This window comes from Oceaniferula flava (assembly GCF_016811075.1).
Lineage (GTDB): Bacteria > Verrucomicrobiota > Verrucomicrobiia > Verrucomicrobiales > Akkermansiaceae > Oceaniferula > Oceaniferula flava.
Map to the genome: position 1 here is coordinate 54746 of NZ_JAFBGL010000012.1, position 17992 is coordinate 72737.

Annotated in this window: 17 protein-coding genes; 11 read left to right on the forward strand and 6 right to left on the reverse strand. The window is 56.2% G+C overall.

Going from position 1 to position 17992, the window contains the following annotated elements; all coding sequences use genetic code 11:
* Positions 1 to 123 precede the first annotated feature (123 nt).
* Positions 124 to 858, reverse strand: a complete 735-nt coding sequence (locus tag JO972_RS15300; RefSeq protein ID WP_309490958.1) for a porin — start codon at positions 856 to 858, stop codon at positions 124 to 126.
* Between the two features lie 758 nt (positions 859 to 1616).
* Here JO972_RS15300 and JO972_RS15305 point away from each other — a divergent pair.
* The 9 genes from JO972_RS15305 to JO972_RS15345 all read left to right on the forward strand — a co-directional run bounded on the left by JO972_RS15305 (position 1617) and on the right by JO972_RS15345 (position 10735).
* Entirely contained in the window at positions 1617 to 2942 is a 1326-nt protein-coding gene (locus tag JO972_RS15305; protein ID WP_309490959.1) for an ammonium transporter, read from the forward strand.
* Positions 2943 to 3068: 126 nt separating this feature from the next.
* Complete coding sequence (locus tag JO972_RS15310) at positions 3069 to 3812, forward strand: type III pantothenate kinase (RefSeq protein WP_309490960.1); 744 nt, start codon at positions 3069 to 3071, stop codon at positions 3810 to 3812.
* A gap of 3 nt (positions 3813 to 3815) precedes the next feature.
* Complete coding sequence (locus tag JO972_RS15315) at positions 3816 to 4775, forward strand: ROK family protein (protein ID WP_309490961.1); 960 nt, start codon at positions 3816 to 3818, stop codon at positions 4773 to 4775.
* 66 nt (positions 4776 to 4841) lie between these two features.
* A complete protein-coding gene (kdsA, locus tag JO972_RS15320; RefSeq protein WP_309490962.1) occupies positions 4842 to 5654 on the forward strand; it encodes a 3-deoxy-8-phosphooctulonate synthase in 813 nt (270 codons plus the stop codon).
* Between the two features lie 36 nt (positions 5655 to 5690).
* Positions 5691 to 7118 carry a hypothetical protein gene (locus tag JO972_RS15325; protein WP_309490963.1) on the forward strand — a complete coding sequence of 476 codons (1428 nt, stop codon included), beginning with the start codon at positions 5691 to 5693 and terminating at the stop codon, positions 7116 to 7118.
* Between the two features lie 56 nt (positions 7119 to 7174).
* Positions 7175 to 7987: an LPS export ABC transporter ATP-binding protein gene (lptB, locus tag JO972_RS15330; RefSeq protein ID WP_425498327.1), complete on the forward strand. Its 813-nt coding sequence runs from the start codon at positions 7175 to 7177 to the stop codon at positions 7985 to 7987.
* Between the two features lie 97 nt (positions 7988 to 8084).
* The gene (hpf, locus tag JO972_RS15335) at positions 8085 to 8678 is read left to right on the forward strand and encodes a ribosome hibernation-promoting factor, HPF/YfiA family (protein WP_309490965.1); all 594 of its coding nucleotides are present in this window, start codon (positions 8085 to 8087) and stop codon (positions 8676 to 8678) included.
* 92 nt (positions 8679 to 8770) lie between these two features.
* Positions 8771 to 9253 (forward strand): hypothetical protein, encoded by a 483-nt coding sequence (locus tag JO972_RS15340; protein ID WP_309490966.1) that lies wholly within the window; start codon positions 8771 to 8773, stop codon positions 9251 to 9253.
* A 42-nt stretch (positions 9254 to 9295) separates the two neighbouring features.
* Positions 9296 to 10735 (forward strand): sulfatase-like hydrolase/transferase, encoded by a 1440-nt coding sequence (locus tag JO972_RS15345; protein WP_309490967.1) that lies wholly within the window; start codon positions 9296 to 9298, stop codon positions 10733 to 10735.
* A 244-nt stretch (positions 10736 to 10979) separates the two neighbouring features.
* Here the strand turns inward: JO972_RS15345 and JO972_RS15350 are convergent, their stop codons facing one another.
* The 3 genes from JO972_RS15350 to JO972_RS15360 form a co-directional block, all read right to left on the reverse strand.
* Positions 10980 to 11351 carry a globin domain-containing protein gene (locus tag JO972_RS15350; protein WP_309490968.1) on the reverse strand — a complete coding sequence of 124 codons (372 nt, stop codon included), beginning with the start codon at positions 11349 to 11351 and terminating at the stop codon, positions 10980 to 10982.
* 62 nt (positions 11352 to 11413) lie between these two features.
* Positions 11414 to 12697: an argininosuccinate synthase gene (locus JO972_RS15355; protein WP_309490969.1), complete on the reverse strand. Its 1284-nt coding sequence runs from the start codon at positions 12695 to 12697 to the stop codon at positions 11414 to 11416.
* A gap of 103 nt (positions 12698 to 12800) precedes the next feature.
* Positions 12801 to 13313, reverse strand: a complete 513-nt coding sequence (locus JO972_RS15360; RefSeq protein ID WP_309490970.1) for a hypothetical protein — start codon at positions 13311 to 13313, stop codon at positions 12801 to 12803.
* Between the two features lie 124 nt (positions 13314 to 13437).
* Between JO972_RS15360 and JO972_RS15365 the strand changes: the two genes are divergently transcribed.
* Together JO972_RS15365 and JO972_RS15370 are read left to right on the forward strand one after the other, a co-directional pair.
* The gene (locus tag JO972_RS15365) at positions 13438 to 13851 is read left to right on the forward strand and encodes a hypothetical protein (RefSeq protein WP_309490971.1); all 414 of its coding nucleotides are present in this window, start codon (positions 13438 to 13440) and stop codon (positions 13849 to 13851) included.
* Positions 13852 to 13933: 82 nt separating this feature from the next.
* Complete coding sequence (locus tag JO972_RS15370; RefSeq protein ID WP_309490972.1) at positions 13934 to 15439, forward strand: hypothetical protein; 1506 nt, start codon at positions 13934 to 13936, stop codon at positions 15437 to 15439.
* 32 nt (positions 15440 to 15471) lie between these two features.
* On the opposite strand, the gene JO972_RS15375 is transcribed toward JO972_RS15370, so the two are convergent.
* Entirely contained in the window at positions 15472 to 16128 is a 657-nt protein-coding gene (locus tag JO972_RS15375; RefSeq protein ID WP_309491000.1) for a metalloprotease, read from the reverse strand.
* A gap of 66 nt (positions 16129 to 16194) precedes the next feature.
* Positions 16195 to 17889, reverse strand: coding sequence for a 2-isopropylmalate synthase (gene leuA, locus JO972_RS15380; RefSeq protein WP_309490973.1), 1695 nt, complete (start codon positions 17887 to 17889; stop codon positions 16195 to 16197).
* Positions 17890 to 17992 lie beyond the last annotated feature (103 nt).

Consider the following 17992-nt stretch of genomic DNA (forward strand, 5'->3'; position numbering starts at 1 on the left):
GACAGTGAGTGCTGGTTGGTTTGTCATTTTCAAAACGACAAAAATGGGGGCCCGCACTAGGCGAACCCCCACTTTCCAGACAACTGAATTAAACTATAATTCAGCAAGATTGGTTAGCTAAACTTAGAACGCGTAGCTAAGAGAAACACCGCCGTAGAAAAGGTCGGAGCTGCTGCCGTCGTCGTAGTCATTGCCAAGGTCACTGTCAGCACCCACGAACTTGACGTATGGAGTCAGGGTCATGTTTTCAGCGATGCTGTAAGGAAGGGCGACACTCACGAAGTAGTGGTTGAAGCCGTCAAGTGGGTCACCGTTGGTGTCAGAGTTGTAGTCGAAGCTCCATGCAGCACCGACGGAGAGGTCGAGGCTGAGGCAAGGGCTAAGCTCGTAGCTCTTGGTGGCTTCAAACTCAAGATACTCAGCTTGGAAATCATCGATGTCCTTGTAGTAAGTCAGTGAAAGACCCAGGCCACACTCCAACTCGTGGGAGATACCGATGTAAACTTCATCGGTCTTGGCTCCGTCATCACCAGGGAAGGCGTAGTAGGTGTAACCAACGCTCAGATCAACTGGTCCGAGAGTTTTGGTCAGGTCGATGTAGTAGTCAACTTCTTCGAAGTCACCGTCGTTGTCGCCATTCGAGTCAGCATACCAGATGCCACCGGAAAGTGCGAAACCACCACCGAGGTCATAGCTCAAGTCGATCCCAGCTTCGTAGAGGTCGTCACCAAAGTCGATACCACGGAATTCATAGATGCTGTGGTAGCCGGCGTGGATTTCTGTCTCCAACTCAGCGTGTGCGGATGTAGCGGCGAGCATGGAGCCACCGATCAGTAGTGTTTTGATTGCTTGTTTCATAATAGTTATATTGGGTGCGTAAGCAATACGAGATCAAGCAGGTAGTGTGCCAACTAATAAGTGCGTGCGACATATTGTGACGAAAACGCCAGCTTCCGCAGCCTCATTCCGGCTTGTTAGAAATGGTGACCTCATACCCGCTAAGCCTCCCAACTTAAGACTTCCAGACGGTCTCCCATTTCACGCGCCCAGGCATGATCCACGCCACCTTCCAGTCAAAAACGAGGACTGATCTATTTACATTCACAAAGCTAACCATCTCTCTATCGCCTCTCTGATCGGTAATCACGACGCCCTTCCTCACCAGACACAGAACCGCATCTATCTTCCTTCAAACACGCGACTCTAGAAGAGCTGCTCCGGCATCTTTGACAAAGGTGCTGACAGGGCAATCGATGCCAAAGAAAAATCACAACGGCCAACTCAGACGCTATCCACTCAAGATTGATTTAGTGCTGCCAGCCCAGGAACCCCAATGAGGAAAATTTTTCAAATAGGAATAAAAACCAATGGGGCTACCGCAGAGAAACCCTAACGTCACCATGGGCTGAGTGTAGGAAGTATTATCTGTGTGCTTGGGGAAAATTAAGCCCTTCTGCGAAAAAAATAATTCTAGGGAGATCTCCATTTCGGGTAACTTTGAATTATATAATACACGTAGCGTGCCATTTTCGTATTTTTTTTATCTTTCTCTCTCACTTGATTTTGGCACGGCTCATGCTTGGACGTTGCTGTTCAACCAACACAAACCACAGTCCATGACTATCAAATCCATACTACCAGCATCCCTACTGCTTCTCGGTGCAGGCACTCTGCTCGCCCAAGATGATCCGCCTACTGATTACGCCAAATTTGAAGGCAGTGCTGAATACGTTAAATTCGCCCTCAATAACCTCTGGATCCTCATATCCGCTGCATTGGTCTTCCTGATGCACCTTGGCTTCGCCAGCCTCGAGTCCGGTTTATGTCAGAGTAAAAATACCGTGAACATCCTGTTCAAAAACTGCTTCATCATCGCGATGGGCGTTCTGACTTACTACCTCGTCGGTTTCAACACTCACTACCCAGCCGAGTGGCAAATGGACGGATTCCTCGGCCTCGGCGGCCCAGCTGGAGCAGAAGCCGGCAGCGCCGATTTCACCTCGGAATACAACCCTGGTTACACTTACTGGTCAGACTTCATCTTCCAAGCCATGTTTGCCGCTACCGCAGCAACCATCGTTTCCGGTGCTGTCGCCGAGCGTGTTAAACTCGGTTCTTTCCTGATCTTCGCGACCCTCCTGGTTGCCTTCGCTTACCCAATCGCCGGTTCATGGCACTGGGGCACAGGTTTCCTCAGCCGCCTTGGCGATGGAGATGCCGCTTTCTACGACTTCGCTGGCTCCACAGTGGTGCACGCCTTCGGTGGCTTCGCAGCCCTCGCCTGTGTTCTGATTCTCGGACCACGTGCTGGCAAATACACCAAGGAAGGTCTCAAACCTATCCTTCCTTCCAACCTTCCCTTGGCCACCATCGGTGCCTTCCTGCTCTTCCTCGGCTGGTTCGGCTTCAACGGCGGTTCCGTTCTTTCCGCTGACGCCCAAGGTGTTTCCACCGTCTTCGTGACCACTGCCCTGGCAGCTTGCGCCGGCGCCCTTGCCAGCATCGCTACCGCATGGATCGTCCTCAAGAAGCCTGATCTCTCCATGGCCCTTAACGGTTTCCTTGCCGGCCTCGTCGGTATCACCGCTGGTGCAGATGCCATCTCCCCATCCATGTCCCTGGTAGCAGGTGGTGTGGCCGGTGTCCTGGTGGTCTTCTCCATCATGTTCTTCGACAAAATCAAGGTCGACGATCCAGTGGGTGCCATCTCCGTTCACGGTGTTTGCGGTATCTGGGGAACTCTGGCTGTTGCCTTCCTCAGCGATGCAGCCACCCTTTCCTCACAGCTGATCGGTATCGTTTCAGTCTGCGCCTTCGCCTTTGTCTTCTCATTCGCTCTGTTCTTCATCCTCAAGCTCATCATGGGTGTCCGGGTTGACGCAGACGAGGAAAGCGAAGGTCTGGATGTTGCCGAGCACGGCGCTCCTGCTTACAACAAGTAAGACCATCCATTCTGGAAAATTCACCACCGGAAGAGCTGCAAGGCTCTTCCGGTTTTTTGTGCCTGTGCACCAGCCGGTTTTCCAGGCTTTCCATTCGGCCTTGATCTCCCCTAGAGTCGCCCAGCCATGCGACTGCTCCTGATTGACAATTCCAACACGCGCACCAAATTCACCTTGTCGAGCGCCGATGCCCTCGGCGACTGGAGCGCCGTCATTCCCACCTGCGACATCTCGGAGAGCAGCCTAGCCAGCACCCTGGCCTCCTGCGATTGGGACGCCAGTCTTATCAGCTCCGTGGTGCCCGCCAAGGCCGCCGTGCTGGAACAATTCCTAGCCGGCAAACCCTGCCACAGCCTGAGCCACCGGAGCCGTTTACCAATCGGTATCGACTACCCCTCGCCGCAGCAAATCGGGGCCGACCGCTTAGCCAATGCCGCCGCCGCCCATGTGATGTTTGGCAGCCCGGCGATCGTTCTGGATTTCGGCACCGCCGTCACCTTCGACGTGCTGGGCCTGGATGACGCCCAACAGCCAGTCTATCAGGGAGGCGTGATTGCTCCCGGACTGGCATCGATGACCGAAGGGCTCGCGCGCCGCACAGCCCTGCTGCCTCACATCGAACTGGAGGAACCGACCCAAGCGATTGGCAAATCCACCGAGCAGGCGATGCTCGCTGGCGCCGTATTTGGCTACCGCGGACTGGTGCGTGAGATCATCCAGCAAATTCAGGCTGAGCTACCGGGCGAGGCGAATATCATTGCCACCGGGGGTGATGCCACATTAATCACTCGCGGCCTTCCGGAAATCCATCAACACTGCCCCCAGCTCACACTTGAAGGATTGCGCCTCATCGCCAACCTCAATCTCTAGACAATGACTCAGCCAGACACTTATCCCAACACCGCCTTAGGAATCGACTTCGGAGGAACCTCCGTCAAGTTCGGCGTCGTCCAAGGACACGACGTGATCGACAGCGCCCCCGCCATCGCCACCGATGACTACACGGAACCGGCCCCACTGATCGATGCCATCGTGCGTGTTATCGAAGACCTGCGCACCCGTCACCCCGGCATTTCCGCCATCGGCGCAGGAGCTCCCGGCTTTGTCAATTTCCGCACCGGCACCATCCACAACCTCACCAATGTCACCGGCTGGAGCAATATCCCGCTGCGCGAAATTCTCCACCTGCGCACCGGCCTCCCGGTGACCATCGAAAATGACGCCAACTGCATGGCCTACGCCGAGTGGAAAGAAGGCGCCGGCCAGGGGAAGGATCACCTGATCTGCATCACCCTCGGCACCGGCGTCGGCGGCGGCATCGTCAGTCACGGCCACATGCTGCGCGGCGCGGAATTCGTCGCCGGAGAGCTCGGTCAGATGTCGATCGATTACCAAGGCCGCAAAGGCGCCTACAGCAACCGGGGCTCCCTGGAAGATTACATCGGCAACAACGAGATCGCAGCCGATGCGCGTGAGTATTACGCCTCCAAGGGCATCGAGCGCAGCGTCACCGACTGCACACCGGCCGCACTTTCCCAGGCCGCCAATGAAGGCGATGCCATCGCCGTGGAAATCTGGAAAAATATCGCCGAAAAGCTCGCCACCTCCGCAATGAACGCCTGCTGGCTACTCAACCCGGAGGCCATCGTCATCGGTGGTGGTGTCGCCAAAGCCGGCGACCTCCTGTTCAAGCCATTCGAAGCCTCGCTACGCTCCCAGCTGGCTCCGGCATTCTCGGAACACCTGCAAATCCTGCCGGCCCACTTCTGCAATGACGCCGGCATCATCGGCGCCGCAGCCCTGGCACTGGAAGAGTCAAAAAAATCCCTCTAATTCGTGCAAATTAATCGTGCCATTGGGAGCTTCCATGCTTAGCTTGAATAGCAGTCCACTTTCATCATGAATCAAATCGGTAATCTCACCCTCGATCCCTCGTCCCCTTTCTTCATCCTCGGCCCATGCGCACTCGAATCGGAAGAGTTTGCCTGGGAAATGGCCCGTTCTTTAAAAGCCATCGCAGAGCGCACCGGCATCCAGTTGATTTTCAAAGCCTCCTACGATAAGGCAAACCGCACTTCGGTCGATTCCTTCAGGGGCCCCGGCGTGGTGGAAGGTTGCCGCATCCTCGGCGAAATCGGCAAAGAGCTCGGCCTGCCCGTCACCACCGATGTGCACACGCCTGAAGACGCGGAAATCGCCGCGGAGACCATCGATTTCCTCCAGATCCCCGCCTTCCTCTGTCGCCAGACCGATTTGCTTGAAGCCTGCGCCAAAACCGGACGTCCGGTGAACATCAAAAAAGGCCAATTCCTCGCGCCCTGGGACGTCAAACCCATCGCCGGGAAAATGAAACACTTCAACTGCGAGCACTTCTACATCACCGAACGCGGCTCCACCTTCGGCTACAATAACCTCGTGGCCGACATGCGCTCGCTCTACTGGATGCGCGATCTCGGCATGAAGGTCATCTTCGATGCCACCCACTCGGTGCAACGCCCGGGCGGAGAAGGCGGAACAACCGGAGGCGATGGTATTCTCGCCCCCGTGCTGGCCCGTGCAGCCGTTGCCACTGGCGTCGACGGCGTGTTCATGGAAACCCACTCCAATCCGGAAAAAGCATTCTCAGACGGCCCCAACCAGATCCCACTCAGCGAGATCGAGGGCGTGCTCACCAAGCTGCTCGCCGTGCATCACGCCGCCCACGCCGAATAAGTCCCCGTTGACCAGCTCACTCACTTCGTTATCCCCATGGCCCAAGGCCTCCATATGCTCCACCCCACTGCGCTGAAGTTCTCGCAGCTTCTCAGTCTGGGTGCCGCTGCCTGCCTCTCGCTGGCACCGGTGGCATTTGCTCAGGACAATAAGACCGAGCCGGAGGAAAAACAAAGCTTCGGCGCCCTCGACGTGCTTCCGGCAGGCAGCATTCTGCGCCGCGTCAGACTGCCCCGCTACGATCAGGATTTCAATCCCGTCTCCTTGCTGACAGCCGAAACCCTCACGGTGCTCGATGACGAGCGTATCGACGGCCTGGGACTCACCTTCCAGCTCTACGATGACCAAGGGAAGGTCTCTGCTCGCACCAAGATGAGGCACGCCATCTACAACCAGAAACGGGCCACCCTGCATGCCAGCGAGGCGGTTTTCATCCAAGGCAAAGGCTTTGTGGTCTCCGGCACCGGCATGGTTTGTGACATCAAAAAGAACCAGAACCGCATCTTCATCTTTGGCCCCGTCTCCAGCAAATTCACCCGCGCCACACCCAAACCATCCACTGCCATGCAGCTGAAACCACCATTCTCACCACGCGCAATCGCAGGCTCGCTGATCACGCTCACCGGACTCTCCACCAGCCTCATGGCAGAGCCTGCCAGCCACCTCACCGAAGCCCAACTGGCTGAGCTCGACGAAATGAACCGCTCGATCAAACACCAGATCGAAGAACAACGCGAAACCATCACCACCACTCTGGAAGAAGACCGCCGACTCGACTCCGCAGCCAGCGCCTCGATGCGCCCCTTCCTCAAGAGCATTGGCCAGGCTGCCCTGCTCGTGCAAACGGATGCCTCCGAAAAAAAGGCGCCTGCTCCGGTGGAAAAAGGGGTGAAGGAAGCTCCTGCGAAAAAGCCGGCCGACCCCAAAGCCGCCAAAGTTGATACTCTCAAAGTGGAATGTGAAGGCGGGCTCTACTTTGATTCCGACACCGGCATCCTCGCCTACCTGAAAAATGTCAGCCTGACCGAAGCTCGCTTCCATCTCAGCTGCTCTGACGAGTTGAAAGTTTTTCTCGATCAAAAACCGGCACCTGCCGCGCCGAAAGCGAAAGCAAGCGCCACGGAAACCGACAAGCCGAAGGCTGAAACCAAGCCTAAAATCGAGCCGGAGAGCGGTCTCTCGTCCTTTGGCGACCTCAAACGCATCATTGCCACCGGCGATGTCAAAGTCACGCGCAAGGACGATCAGGGCAAGCTCTTCGTCGCCACTGCCGCCACCGCCAGCTACGATGCCAAAACCGGTGAAATGATCCTCCGCGGCGGCCGACCAAGGCTGCAGCTGGGACCTAACCAGTTCCTGCAATCCCGCACCGACGGCGCCTACATCCGCATTCTCAAAAATGGCAAACTCACCACCAGCCGTGGTCGATGGACCATGGAGACTCCGGTCAAACAAGCTCCCTGATCAACTACTCAAGCCCCGCGCACCTCGACTTCATTTCCCCCGCATCACCCACCACCATGGCCAGTATGCCCACTCCCTCTGACGCCCTCCCCGCCACACCCGAGCCCATCCATTTGGGAAACTCATCTCGCCGGGACACCTCAACCTTGCTAGAAGCTCAGGGGTTGATGAAAACTTACGGCGGACGCACCGTGGTCAATCACGTGAATCTGTCGGTCCGTCAGGGTGAAATCGTCGGGCTGCTAGGTCCGAATGGGGCCGGCAAGACCACCTCGTTTTACATGATCGCCGGCTTGATTCCACCCGATGCTGGAGTGGTCAATTTCAATAACACCAACATTTCCAACCTCCCCATGCACAAACGGGCCCAGCTCGGTATGGGCTACCTGCCACAGGAGGAGTCGATCTTCCGCCACCTCAGCGTGGAGGAGAACTTGATGGCTGTGTTAGAGACGCGCCGCGATCTCAGCCGCAAGCAACGCCGGATGCGTGCCGATCAGTTACTCGAGCGATTCAGCATCACCAAACTGCGTAAATCCGAAGCCCTTGCCCTCTCCGGAGGGGAAAAGCGCCGCCTGGTCATCGCCCGCTCACTCTGCACCGATCCCACCCTGCTGATGCTGGATGAACCCTTCGGTGGGGTCGACCCCATTGCTGTCGGAGATATCCAAAAAATCGTTTGCGATTTGCGCGATCAAGACGGACTTTCTATCCTAATCACGGACCATAATGTCAGAGAAACACTTCATATTGTTGACCACGCGTATTTACTGCATGAAGGTAAGTTAATCCTTGAAGGTGAAGCCAATGAAATTGCCGTCAACCCCATCGCCAGAAAGCACTACCTGGGCAAAGATTTCGTCCTCTAACATTCTCTACCAATCTGAACTGCAACCCCGAATAACATACTGAACTCGGAACCGTCCGGGCTCTAACAACGTAATACCAAAGAAAGGAAACCATAAGATGCAAACAGCAAATGCAAACACCCAAGTCACCGTCACTGTCCGCCACGAGGATATCACCGATTCCCTGCGCGACTATGCTACCAAGAAGATTCAGGGACTGCATCTCGACTACCCCAAAATCATCGAGGCCAAAGCTATTCTCGATGTCCAGAAGAACCGCCACCATGCGGAAATCATCCTTTTCTGTGCCAACCACATCGTCATCGATGCATCCAGCGATACCAAGGATATGTATGCATCTATCGATGAGACCATTTCCAAAATCGCCCGCCGCATGCGCAAATACAAAACGCGCCTGCTGAAAAAGCAACGGGCCAACCGAGGTCAGGACACCATCCGCCACCTCGATGAAAAAGTCTACGCCTCCAGCTTCCTCGACGAACTCGACGAAGAGCAAGAGCCTGAGCACGATCCAGAACCAATGATCATTCACCGCGAGAGCTACCGCTTGCGCACCATGGTCAAGGAGGACGCCATCATGGCCCTGGAACTCTCTGACAAGCCGTTCATCGTCTTCAACAATGAGCGCCGCAACGTCACCCAGATCCTTTACCGCCGAAACGATGGCGACTATGCCATCATCGAGCCCTAAGGTGGACGCTTGACTCTCAGCCCCATGATCTCTCGAGGTCATGGGGCTTTTTCGTGCTTTCATCACTGGCCATTCCTTCTTAATTTCACAACATGATCAAAACCCTCATTTTACTCAGCGCCTTCCTCATCGCCTCACTGCACGCCCAAGACAGCGGTGCCGATAACAAACGCCCCACCCTCTACCCCTTCGATGTCACCATAGGAGGCCAGAAAGCGGTCATGCAGGAGGGCAACATCCTCTTTGCCGTCATTGAAAATCCGGTGAAGCCGGATGCTTTGTTAGAAATCGAACAGCAAGCTCCGATGCTCATCATCAATGCCTTCAAGGTGAATGAAAAGGGTGAGGTCATGCAGCCGGGACAACAACCGGCCATCATCTTCGCCCGCAACACCCAATCCACCAAACTTGATGCCACAATGGACAAGCAGCAGCTACAAGCAGGCCGCTACCTCGCGAACATCGTCGCCAACGGCACGACCTCGCGAGTGGTCTTCGTGGTCGAAGACAAATCCGGAAAATTCAAGGTCCCCAGCCTGAAGTCACTGGTGGATTACTTGAAGAAAAAGCAGTAATTTCGAGACATCAAGGTGCGTAGTCATCCCCTAGATCCCCCTATGACCCCGCGCCTAACATTACTGCTCAGCCTGACCATCCCGGCTGTCCTTTCCCAAGCAAGTGCTGCCGCTGACACTGTGGCGGAAAAACCTCACATCGTGCTGGTGATGTCAGACGACCAAGGTTGGGGAGACACCGGCTACAACGGTCATCCATTCGTGCAAACACCCAGCCTGGACGCTATGGCGAAGAGCGCCTTGGTGTTCGATCGCTTTTACGCCGCGGCACCGGTCTGCTCGCCTACACGAGCCAGCGTTCTGACCGGGCGATCGCCGATCCGCTGCAAGGTGCCGAACCACGGTCGCTACATGCGCCCCCACGAGCATACGATCGCAGAAAGCTTGAAGGCTGCCGGTTATGTCACCGGCATCTTCGGCAAGGTGCACCTTGGCTCAGGACAAGCCCATTCCACCTGCAACCCCACCGGCATTGGCTTCGACGAGTGGGTGATCGGCCTGAATTTTTTTGATAACAACCCCTACTTAAGCCGCAATGGCATCGTTGAGCAGCGTCAGGGGAAGGGCACGGTGATCACCATCGACGACACCCTAGCATTCCTGGAAAAACACAAGGACGGAGACATGCCGATGTTTGCGGTCGCCTGGTTCCCTTCGCCGCACGATCCCCATGTAGAGACGCCTGAGAATCGCCAGCTGTATCAGGGAAAACCCCAGGCCGGATACTACCGTGAAATCACTCTGATGGACCAACAAGTCGGCCGACTACGCAAGCAGCTGCGCGAACTCAAGATCGCCGAGAATACCATCCTCCTCTTCTGCAGCGACAATGGCGGACTGAATCCCAACACCTCTGGCGGCAGAGCGAAAAAGGGCAGCATCTATGAGGGAGGGCTACGTGTGCCGGCCCTCATGGAGTGGCCCCTGCGCCAGCTCCGCGGACGCATCGCGGCGCCCGTTTCCACCTCCGATATTTACCCCACATTGATGGCGATGGCGGGGATTGAATGGTCCCCGGCGCATCCTCTCGACGGTATCGACATCAGCCCGATCCTTGCCGGCGAGGTGATGCAGCGACCTCGACCGATCGGCTTCTGGCATCTGTTTCAGAAAGGGCAGGCCACCTACAGCGATCGCACACTCGCCGCGATCATGAAGAAACAGCAGGCGGGTGCGTCCGAGCCTCACGATCCGCCACGGATGCACAAAGACGTTTACGATTTCCCCCAATTTGAGGAAAACAAGGCGACCGGCCATGCTGCATGGAACGATTGGCCGTGGAAATTACACCAGATCAACGGCAGCGAATACCAGCTTTACCACCTGGAGAACGATCCCAGCGAAAGCAAGGACCTGAGCCGTGACCCCCAGCACGCTGAGCGCCTTCGAAACATGCAAGATGAGCTGCACCAATGGATGCGCTCGGTCGTCCGCAGCATCAATGGCGAGGATTATTCCGCCACGGAGATGAAGCGGAATTAGCCGAGACCAAGCGTCAATGGGCAAGGCTGGAGATCTAGAACCTCTCCCCTATTGCTCCTCGGTCTTGCTCTTTTTCTTCGACTTCTTTTCCTTGTTCTCACCCGGAGAACATTTGCCGGACATTCATGTATCCACCCCGATGGCGGGGAGAATCCATAACTGCAATGCGAAGTAGAGGGCGATCATGCCGATGAAAAACCAGATTGTGTCCATGGTGGGACACTACTCCCGTTTCGGCAGACCGCTACTGATTCTTCATATTGTGTGCGACCATGGTGAAGAAGGTGCGCAGGTCCATCTGGATCGATGCCGGCACCTTGGTTTCATCCATTGCCGCATCCATCAGCTCAAGCCAGCGCACGGCTTCCGCTTCGCCAATGGCAAAAGGAGCGTGACGCATGCGCAAGCGAGGGTGCCCACGCTTTGCCTGGTAACGGGGATCATTACCAAAGCGAAACAGCAGGAAATCACGCAAGCGCTCTTCAGCCCCGGCCATGTCCTCCTCGGGGTACATCGGGCCAATCAGGTCGTCCGTTTTAATCCGCTTGTAAAAGGCGGCGCACAACTTGGTAAACCCGGCTTCGCCGAGGATGGTGTAAATGACAGCTTCGTCCATGGTGAGTTAATTGGCTAATTTGTTGACTGGCTGAGCAGTCAACTCATCAACCAGTGAACCGGTTAACCATTCTGGCGCGCGCTGGCCTTGAGGCGCAGGGCGTTCAGAGCGATGAAGCCGGTGGCGTCGTTCTGGTTGTAGGCCTCTTCGGCTCCACCTTCCATCGTCGCGACGTCTTCGCTGTAGAGCGAGAGCGGCGAGCGGCGACCTGCTTGCATGCAGTTGCCTTTGTAAAGCTTGAGGCGAACTTCGCCGGAAACCGTCTGTTGGGTCGAGGTGACCAGCGCCTGAATGGCTTCGCGTTCCGGAGCAAACCAGAAACCGTTGTAAACCAGCTGAGAGTATTTGGTGATGAGGTCATCACGCACATACTGGGCTTCGCGATCCATCGTAAGAGTCTCCAAGTCACGGTGAGCGGCGAGGATGATGGTGCCGCCGGGTGTTTCATACACACCACGTGACTTCATCCCGACAAAGCGGTTCTCCACGATGTCCACCCGACCGATGCCGTGCTTGCCACCGAGGAAGTTCAGAACGCGCATCACGCCGTAGGGCGAGAGCAGGGTGTAGCCGTCTTTTTCACCTTCCACTTTGAAGTCGCCAAGGTCAGCGATGACTTTTTCCAATCCGTCATACTGAAGACCGATGATGTTACCTTTTTCGAAGAGGAACTGCACATACTCGGGAGTGTCAGGAGCTTCTTCAGGAGAAACGGAGAGCACATACATGTCGCGATCGGCTTCGCCGGTGGCATCGTGCCAGGTGTCTTCCAGGTCGCCGGCTTCGAAGGAAATGTGAAGCAGGTTACGGTCCATCGAGTAGGGCTTCTTCTTGGAGGCGGTCACGTCGATGCCGTGCTCTTCGCAGTAGGCAATCATTTCGGAGCGACCGGGGAACTGGGCACGAAACTCGTCGTCACGCCAAGGGGCGATCATTTTGATGTCCGGGGCGAGTGCCGCCACGGAGAGCTCGAAGCGAACCTGGTCGTTGCCTTTTCCGGTAGCACCGTGCGCGATGGCATCGGCACCTTCTTTGATCGCCACATCCACCATGCCTTTGGAAATGCAGGGACGTGCGATGGAAGTGCCGAGCAGGTAACGGCCTTCGTAAAGGGCGTTGGCCTGGAACATTGGGTAGATGTAGTCGGCAGCAAATTCTTCTTTCAGATCACCGATGTAGCACTTGCTGGCGCCTGTTTTCAGGGCCTTTTCCTCCAGCCCATCAAGTTCTTCACCCTGTCCGACGTCCGCGCAGTAAGCGATGACCTCGGCATTGTATTTTTCCTTGAGCCAGAGAAGAAGAACTGAGGTATCAAGACCTCCGGAGTAAGCGACGACGATTTTCATGATATGCGTAAGTTAAAGTAGATGGATGTCCCAGGCAGTGAGACGGGCGGAGAAAAGCACGGGACGCGCTCAGAAGCAAGCCGTAAGGATCACGGCCCCAGCCTTAGACTTCTTGGCTGTCTTCGATCGGCTCACGGTCCTCGATGGTCTGCACTGGTTTCCCTCCGGGGAGCACCTTGCGCATGAGCTTTTTCAAGCCCCCCTCGGCGGCTTCGTGGGTGTTCTCAGCCTCGCGCATGGCACGCTCCCAGGCGGGGGCAAAGCCGGGTGCCTGCTCCCGCATCACGGTGACCGCGGTCTCCATCAGGTGCAGCTGTTTCATCTCGGCCCGCCCTGCCTTCTGCCCGACGGTGCTGAGATTCACCCTGAGGTTTTCGTTCTGTTCGCGCAGCTCGTCCAGCTGCTGCTGCAACTGCTCATTGCCCTTCGAGTTGATTTTCAGCTGGGTGTTGAGATGGCCTTGCAGCTCCTGGTTTTCTTTGGAAATCCTTGCGTTCTCACTGCGCAGCGAGGTGACGTCCTTGCGCATCAGCTTCCAGGTCATGATGACTAAAAATAATCCAACCATCAGCCCCCAGGTGAAGGGCTGCGAGATGATGTTCACAAAGGTATCCATGGCAATATGATAAACCGAGTGCTCGTTTGGTCAATAATCGATCACCGATTGGAAAAGCGGTCTCCAATTGTAATAGGCGCGCTCAACACGACACGATATCGTCCTAACAACCAAGGAGACCACCATGAATCTAACGAAGTTCAAAAAAACCATCGGCAAAAACAATCCTGAAAAAGGACTGCACAGCCTGGTGGGAGCCCAAAAGGGAGAACACCGCGATGCCCTACCGAGCACCGTGCGGGTCAAGGGGGTCTACCGCTCCGTGGACCATGGTCGCTCCGGTAATTTCTTCGGCGTCCTCGCTTACATCGTCGCTTTGTTTTTCTGCGTGATGATGGTGTTGAGCATTCTCGATACCAGCTTCGGCCACCCGCTTTCCTACCTCTTCATCGGGGTGCTGCCGGTGCATGCTTTTGCCATGGTTTCCGATGGGATCAATTCCAGCAAAACACCCTGGGCGCTGAAAACCATCAAGCTGTTCTGGATCACCGGTGCTTTGGTGGTCGTGACCATCTTTCTGCTGCCAGGTCGGTTCTAGCAAAACCCCTCACTCTGCTGTCGCACTCTCACGGGATTTTGATTGGTGCTGAGATCACCGTTTGCTATCGCTAAGGGTCACAATGACCAAGCAGATTCACGCTTATTGCTTTGCCTTCATGCTCGCCAGCCCCTGCCTCGCTCAGGAGTCGACCATGAAACCTCACAGCGCGCTTCAGTATGCGGAGAACCCACCGATGGAGGTGATCACCCGGATGCCTCCGCCGCTGCCGAAGGCGACTGAAAAATTTGACATTCGCCCCGGCTACAAGCTCATCACCACGATGAACGAGTTCCGCGATGCCATCCGCCAGAGCAATCAGAAGATCCGGCTCAAACCCGGCATCTATCGCGCGAAAACCATGGACGCGCCGCTTGACCTCCCTTTCCGCGAAGGCATTCCCGGCGTCGGCAGGAATCGGAAAAAAGGCTACCAGGAACACATCTTCGCAGTGAATGGATCGAACAACTTCTTCGACCTGCGCGGTGTCGTGTTTGAAACTCCCGTCTCCGTGGTCAGCAAGCTCACCGGCAAGGTTCACGCGGCGGACTCATGGCATATCAATGGCGCGCGCAACACCTTCATCGGTGGCTACTTTCGCAATGTGATCGATATGCCCTACCCCACCTACAACCCCACGGGCAACGAGTTCGAGGTCACCGGCGACCACAATCGCTTTTTCGACTGCACCTTCGTCATCCAAGGGTCCATCCCCTACGGCTACACGGATTTCTACGGCAAGGGTGCCGGCTCGTATGGTCGACTCGACAAACATTGCTTCATGTCCATCGACCACGCCAACGACACCCAGCTGATCCGCTGCAAGGTCTATCAGCAATCGTTTGGCCACTGCGTACATTTCCACAACGTCGATGGAGCCCTGATCAAAGACTGCTTCTTCACCGGCGCGATACGCCCCACCAATGACATTTTCAAAGAAGTCAAAGGTCGCGCTGTCGATAACGATTTCCACATGCTCTACCGGAAAAAGCAACCCATCCCCCGCGACCGCATGATCCCGCTCACAGAGGACGGCATCCGTTCCTACGACAACGTGAGAAACATCAAAGTGATCAATACCACCGTCGAGCGCATGCGTGGCGCGATTCAGCTGCTGTGCACCGGCGATGTGGAGTTGGAAAATGTCACCGTGCTGGAGCCGGGCGACTTTTCCTTCGATGTCTCCGCCGTGAAAGGCAGCAAGATCGTGATGAAAAACTGCCGCAGCGACGTCGCTTACAACCCGGTTTTCAATCTGACCCGAGGCGAGATCCCGAAAAAAGCCACCTACGAGCTCACCCTGCTCAGTCCACCCGAAGGGTCGGAACCCACCGATCGCACCAGCTTGGGCATCATCTGCGGCCAGCAGTGCACCTTCATCCTCAAGGAAGACCTAAAACGCCCGCTGCCGGAAAAAGTGAACTACTTGATCTGCGGCGGTCGCCAGGAACTGACCTCATCCACCATCGAGAACCGCACCAAGGCAAAGCTGATTCTGGAAAAGAATGTCACCAACTGCAAAATCACCTCCATCGGTCCGGTGGAGGACCGAGGCGAAAACAACCGGGTGATTCAGATCAGGCGATAATGGCAGCATAGACGCCGCAGCTAGGAGCGCATTTAGTAAGCCGCGTCCCGATAGCCGACGTAGTTCTGGTAGGCCAAGTAACCGAACAAGAACAGGCCCATGGTCATCTGCATGCCCATCATCAGGATCATCACCACCAGGCAGGCACTCAGGCTGATCTTGTGCATCAGCTTCCGAGATTTGACAAATTGATCCATGAACTGGCCTCCATCGAGTGGGAACACAGGGATCAGATTCAGCAACGACCACCAAACGTTGACCCAGATCATGGCATTGAGAAAGCCATAGATCGGGCGTTCGTCGGGGAAAATGTTCACCATGTATTCGTGCGGGATCATGGTGTAGCTGAGGTAGTAAAGCAGTCGCTGGTTCGCCTCAGGGGTCGGGAAGATCACATACAGGGCCACAATACTGATCGCCGCCAGCGCGAGACCGGCACCCGGACCGGCCAGAATCATGGCGCAGCGGTTACGCTTATCGAGTCGACCGCCCTGATGATAGGCCAGACCTCCCAGCGCCCAGAGTCGGATCCAGACGCTGCCGCCTCCGCGTTTCCAGCCTGTCAAGGCGTGCCCCAGCTCATGCCCTAACACCGAGATAAATCCTGCCATCATGAACAGCAGAACACCGGTGTAGGCGGTCGGGTCGTTGCTCTTCAACGCATACCAGCCGCCACCGATATAGGCCATCACGAGCCAAAACCATGGCTCTACCTCGACCGGGATTCCAAATATGGTGAACCTGAACATGCTCTGTTAGCTGGATGTTTCAGAAAACAAATTCGCCGCGCAAACCAGTGCCTTCAGGCCGGCCATCTCGATGGAGGCGTCGATGCCGCAGCCCCAAAGAATCCGACCATCGTCGTGGCGCAGCTGCACGTAGGCAGCGGCATTGGCATCCGAACCACCGCGCACCGCGTGCGAGCGATAGTCGGTGAGCTGGAAATTCTTCAGGCCGGCATTTTCCAGGGCGTGGGTGAAGGCATTGATCGGGCCATTCCCCTGGCCTTCGATTTTCTTCTCCTCGCCGTTGACCGTGATGCTGGCCGTGCAATCGACCAGACCTTTTTCCACGGTGTGGTGCACCAGTTCGTAATCGCTGACCGCCAGTGGCTGGTCGACGTTGACGAAGTATTGATAGAACGCCTCGCGGATCTCATCGATGTTGAGTTCGCGGCCTTGTTCATCAGCCATGTCGTAAATGCGTTTGCCCACCTGCGGGTGCATCGTTTTGGGCAGTTCCAATCCGTGCTCACGTTCCAACACCCAAGCCACGCCGCCTTTGCCGGACTGCGAGTTGATGCGGATGATTGCTTCGTAGGAGCGGCCGATGTCCTGCGGATCGATGGTCAAATAGGGCACGCCCCACGCCAAGTCATCCTGTTCTTTCAGCTCGCGGTTGCGGCGGTCTAGGCCTTTTTTGATCGCGTCCTGGTGAGAACCGGAGAAGGCGGTGAAGACCAGCTCGCCAGCGTAAGGATGACGTTCGCCCACGGTCATGCGGGTGACTCGTTCGTAGACAGCGCGCAGTTCGTTGATGTTGGAAAAGTCCAAGCCTGTCTCGATGCCGTGGCTGTTCATGTTCAGCGCCACATTGATGATGTCTAGGTTACCGGTGCGTTCACCATTGCCGAACAAGGTGCCCTCCACACGGTCGGCCCCGGCCATCAGGCCCAGCTCGGTGGCCGCCGTGCCGGTCCCACGGTCGTTGTGGGTGTGCAACGAGATGTCGATGGAGTCGCGGCGATTCAAATGGCGTCCCATCCACTCGATCATATCGGCGTGGATGTTAGGAGTGGTCCACTGCACGGTATCGGGCAGGTTGATCACCATCTTCTTCTCCGGCGTCGGCTGCCAGATCTCGATGACTTCATTGCAGCACTCCAGAGCAAAATCGAGCTCGGTGTCGGAGAACGACTCGGGAGAATACTGCAGCACGATCTCGGTGTCCGGAACCGTGGGAACCAGCTCCTTGACCAACTTCGTGCCCTCGATCGCTAGGTCGCGGATTTCCTCACGGCTGGCATCACCAAAGGTCACCCGGCGCTGCAGCGGCGAGGTGGAGTTGTAAATGTGCACAATCGCTCGCTTGGCGCCATTGATCGCCTCAAAGGAACGGCGGATCAGGTGCTCACGCGTCTGGACTAGAATCTGGATAGTGACATCCTCCGGGATCCGGTTTTCCTCGATCAAACGACGGCAAAAGTTGAACTCGGTATCCGCCGCGGAGGGGAAGCCGATCTCGATTTGTTTGAAACCCACGCGACACAGCAGTTCGAAGAACTCGAGCTTTTCCTCGATGGACATCGGCTGGGGTAGTGCCTGGTTACCGTCACGGAGGTCCACCGAACACCAGATCGGGGAGTGGTCAATGACGCGGTCCGGCCAGGTGCGATCTTTCAAATCGACGGCAGGAAACGCACGGTATTTTTGGATACTATCAGGTTTCATGTCGGGCTTTCCATGCGGGTTTTTCGAGGAAAAAGCAAGCGACAAGCTGGCGGATCTGCGATTTCACGCCGCGTTTTCCTCCTTGTCTAAAAGCATCGAGATA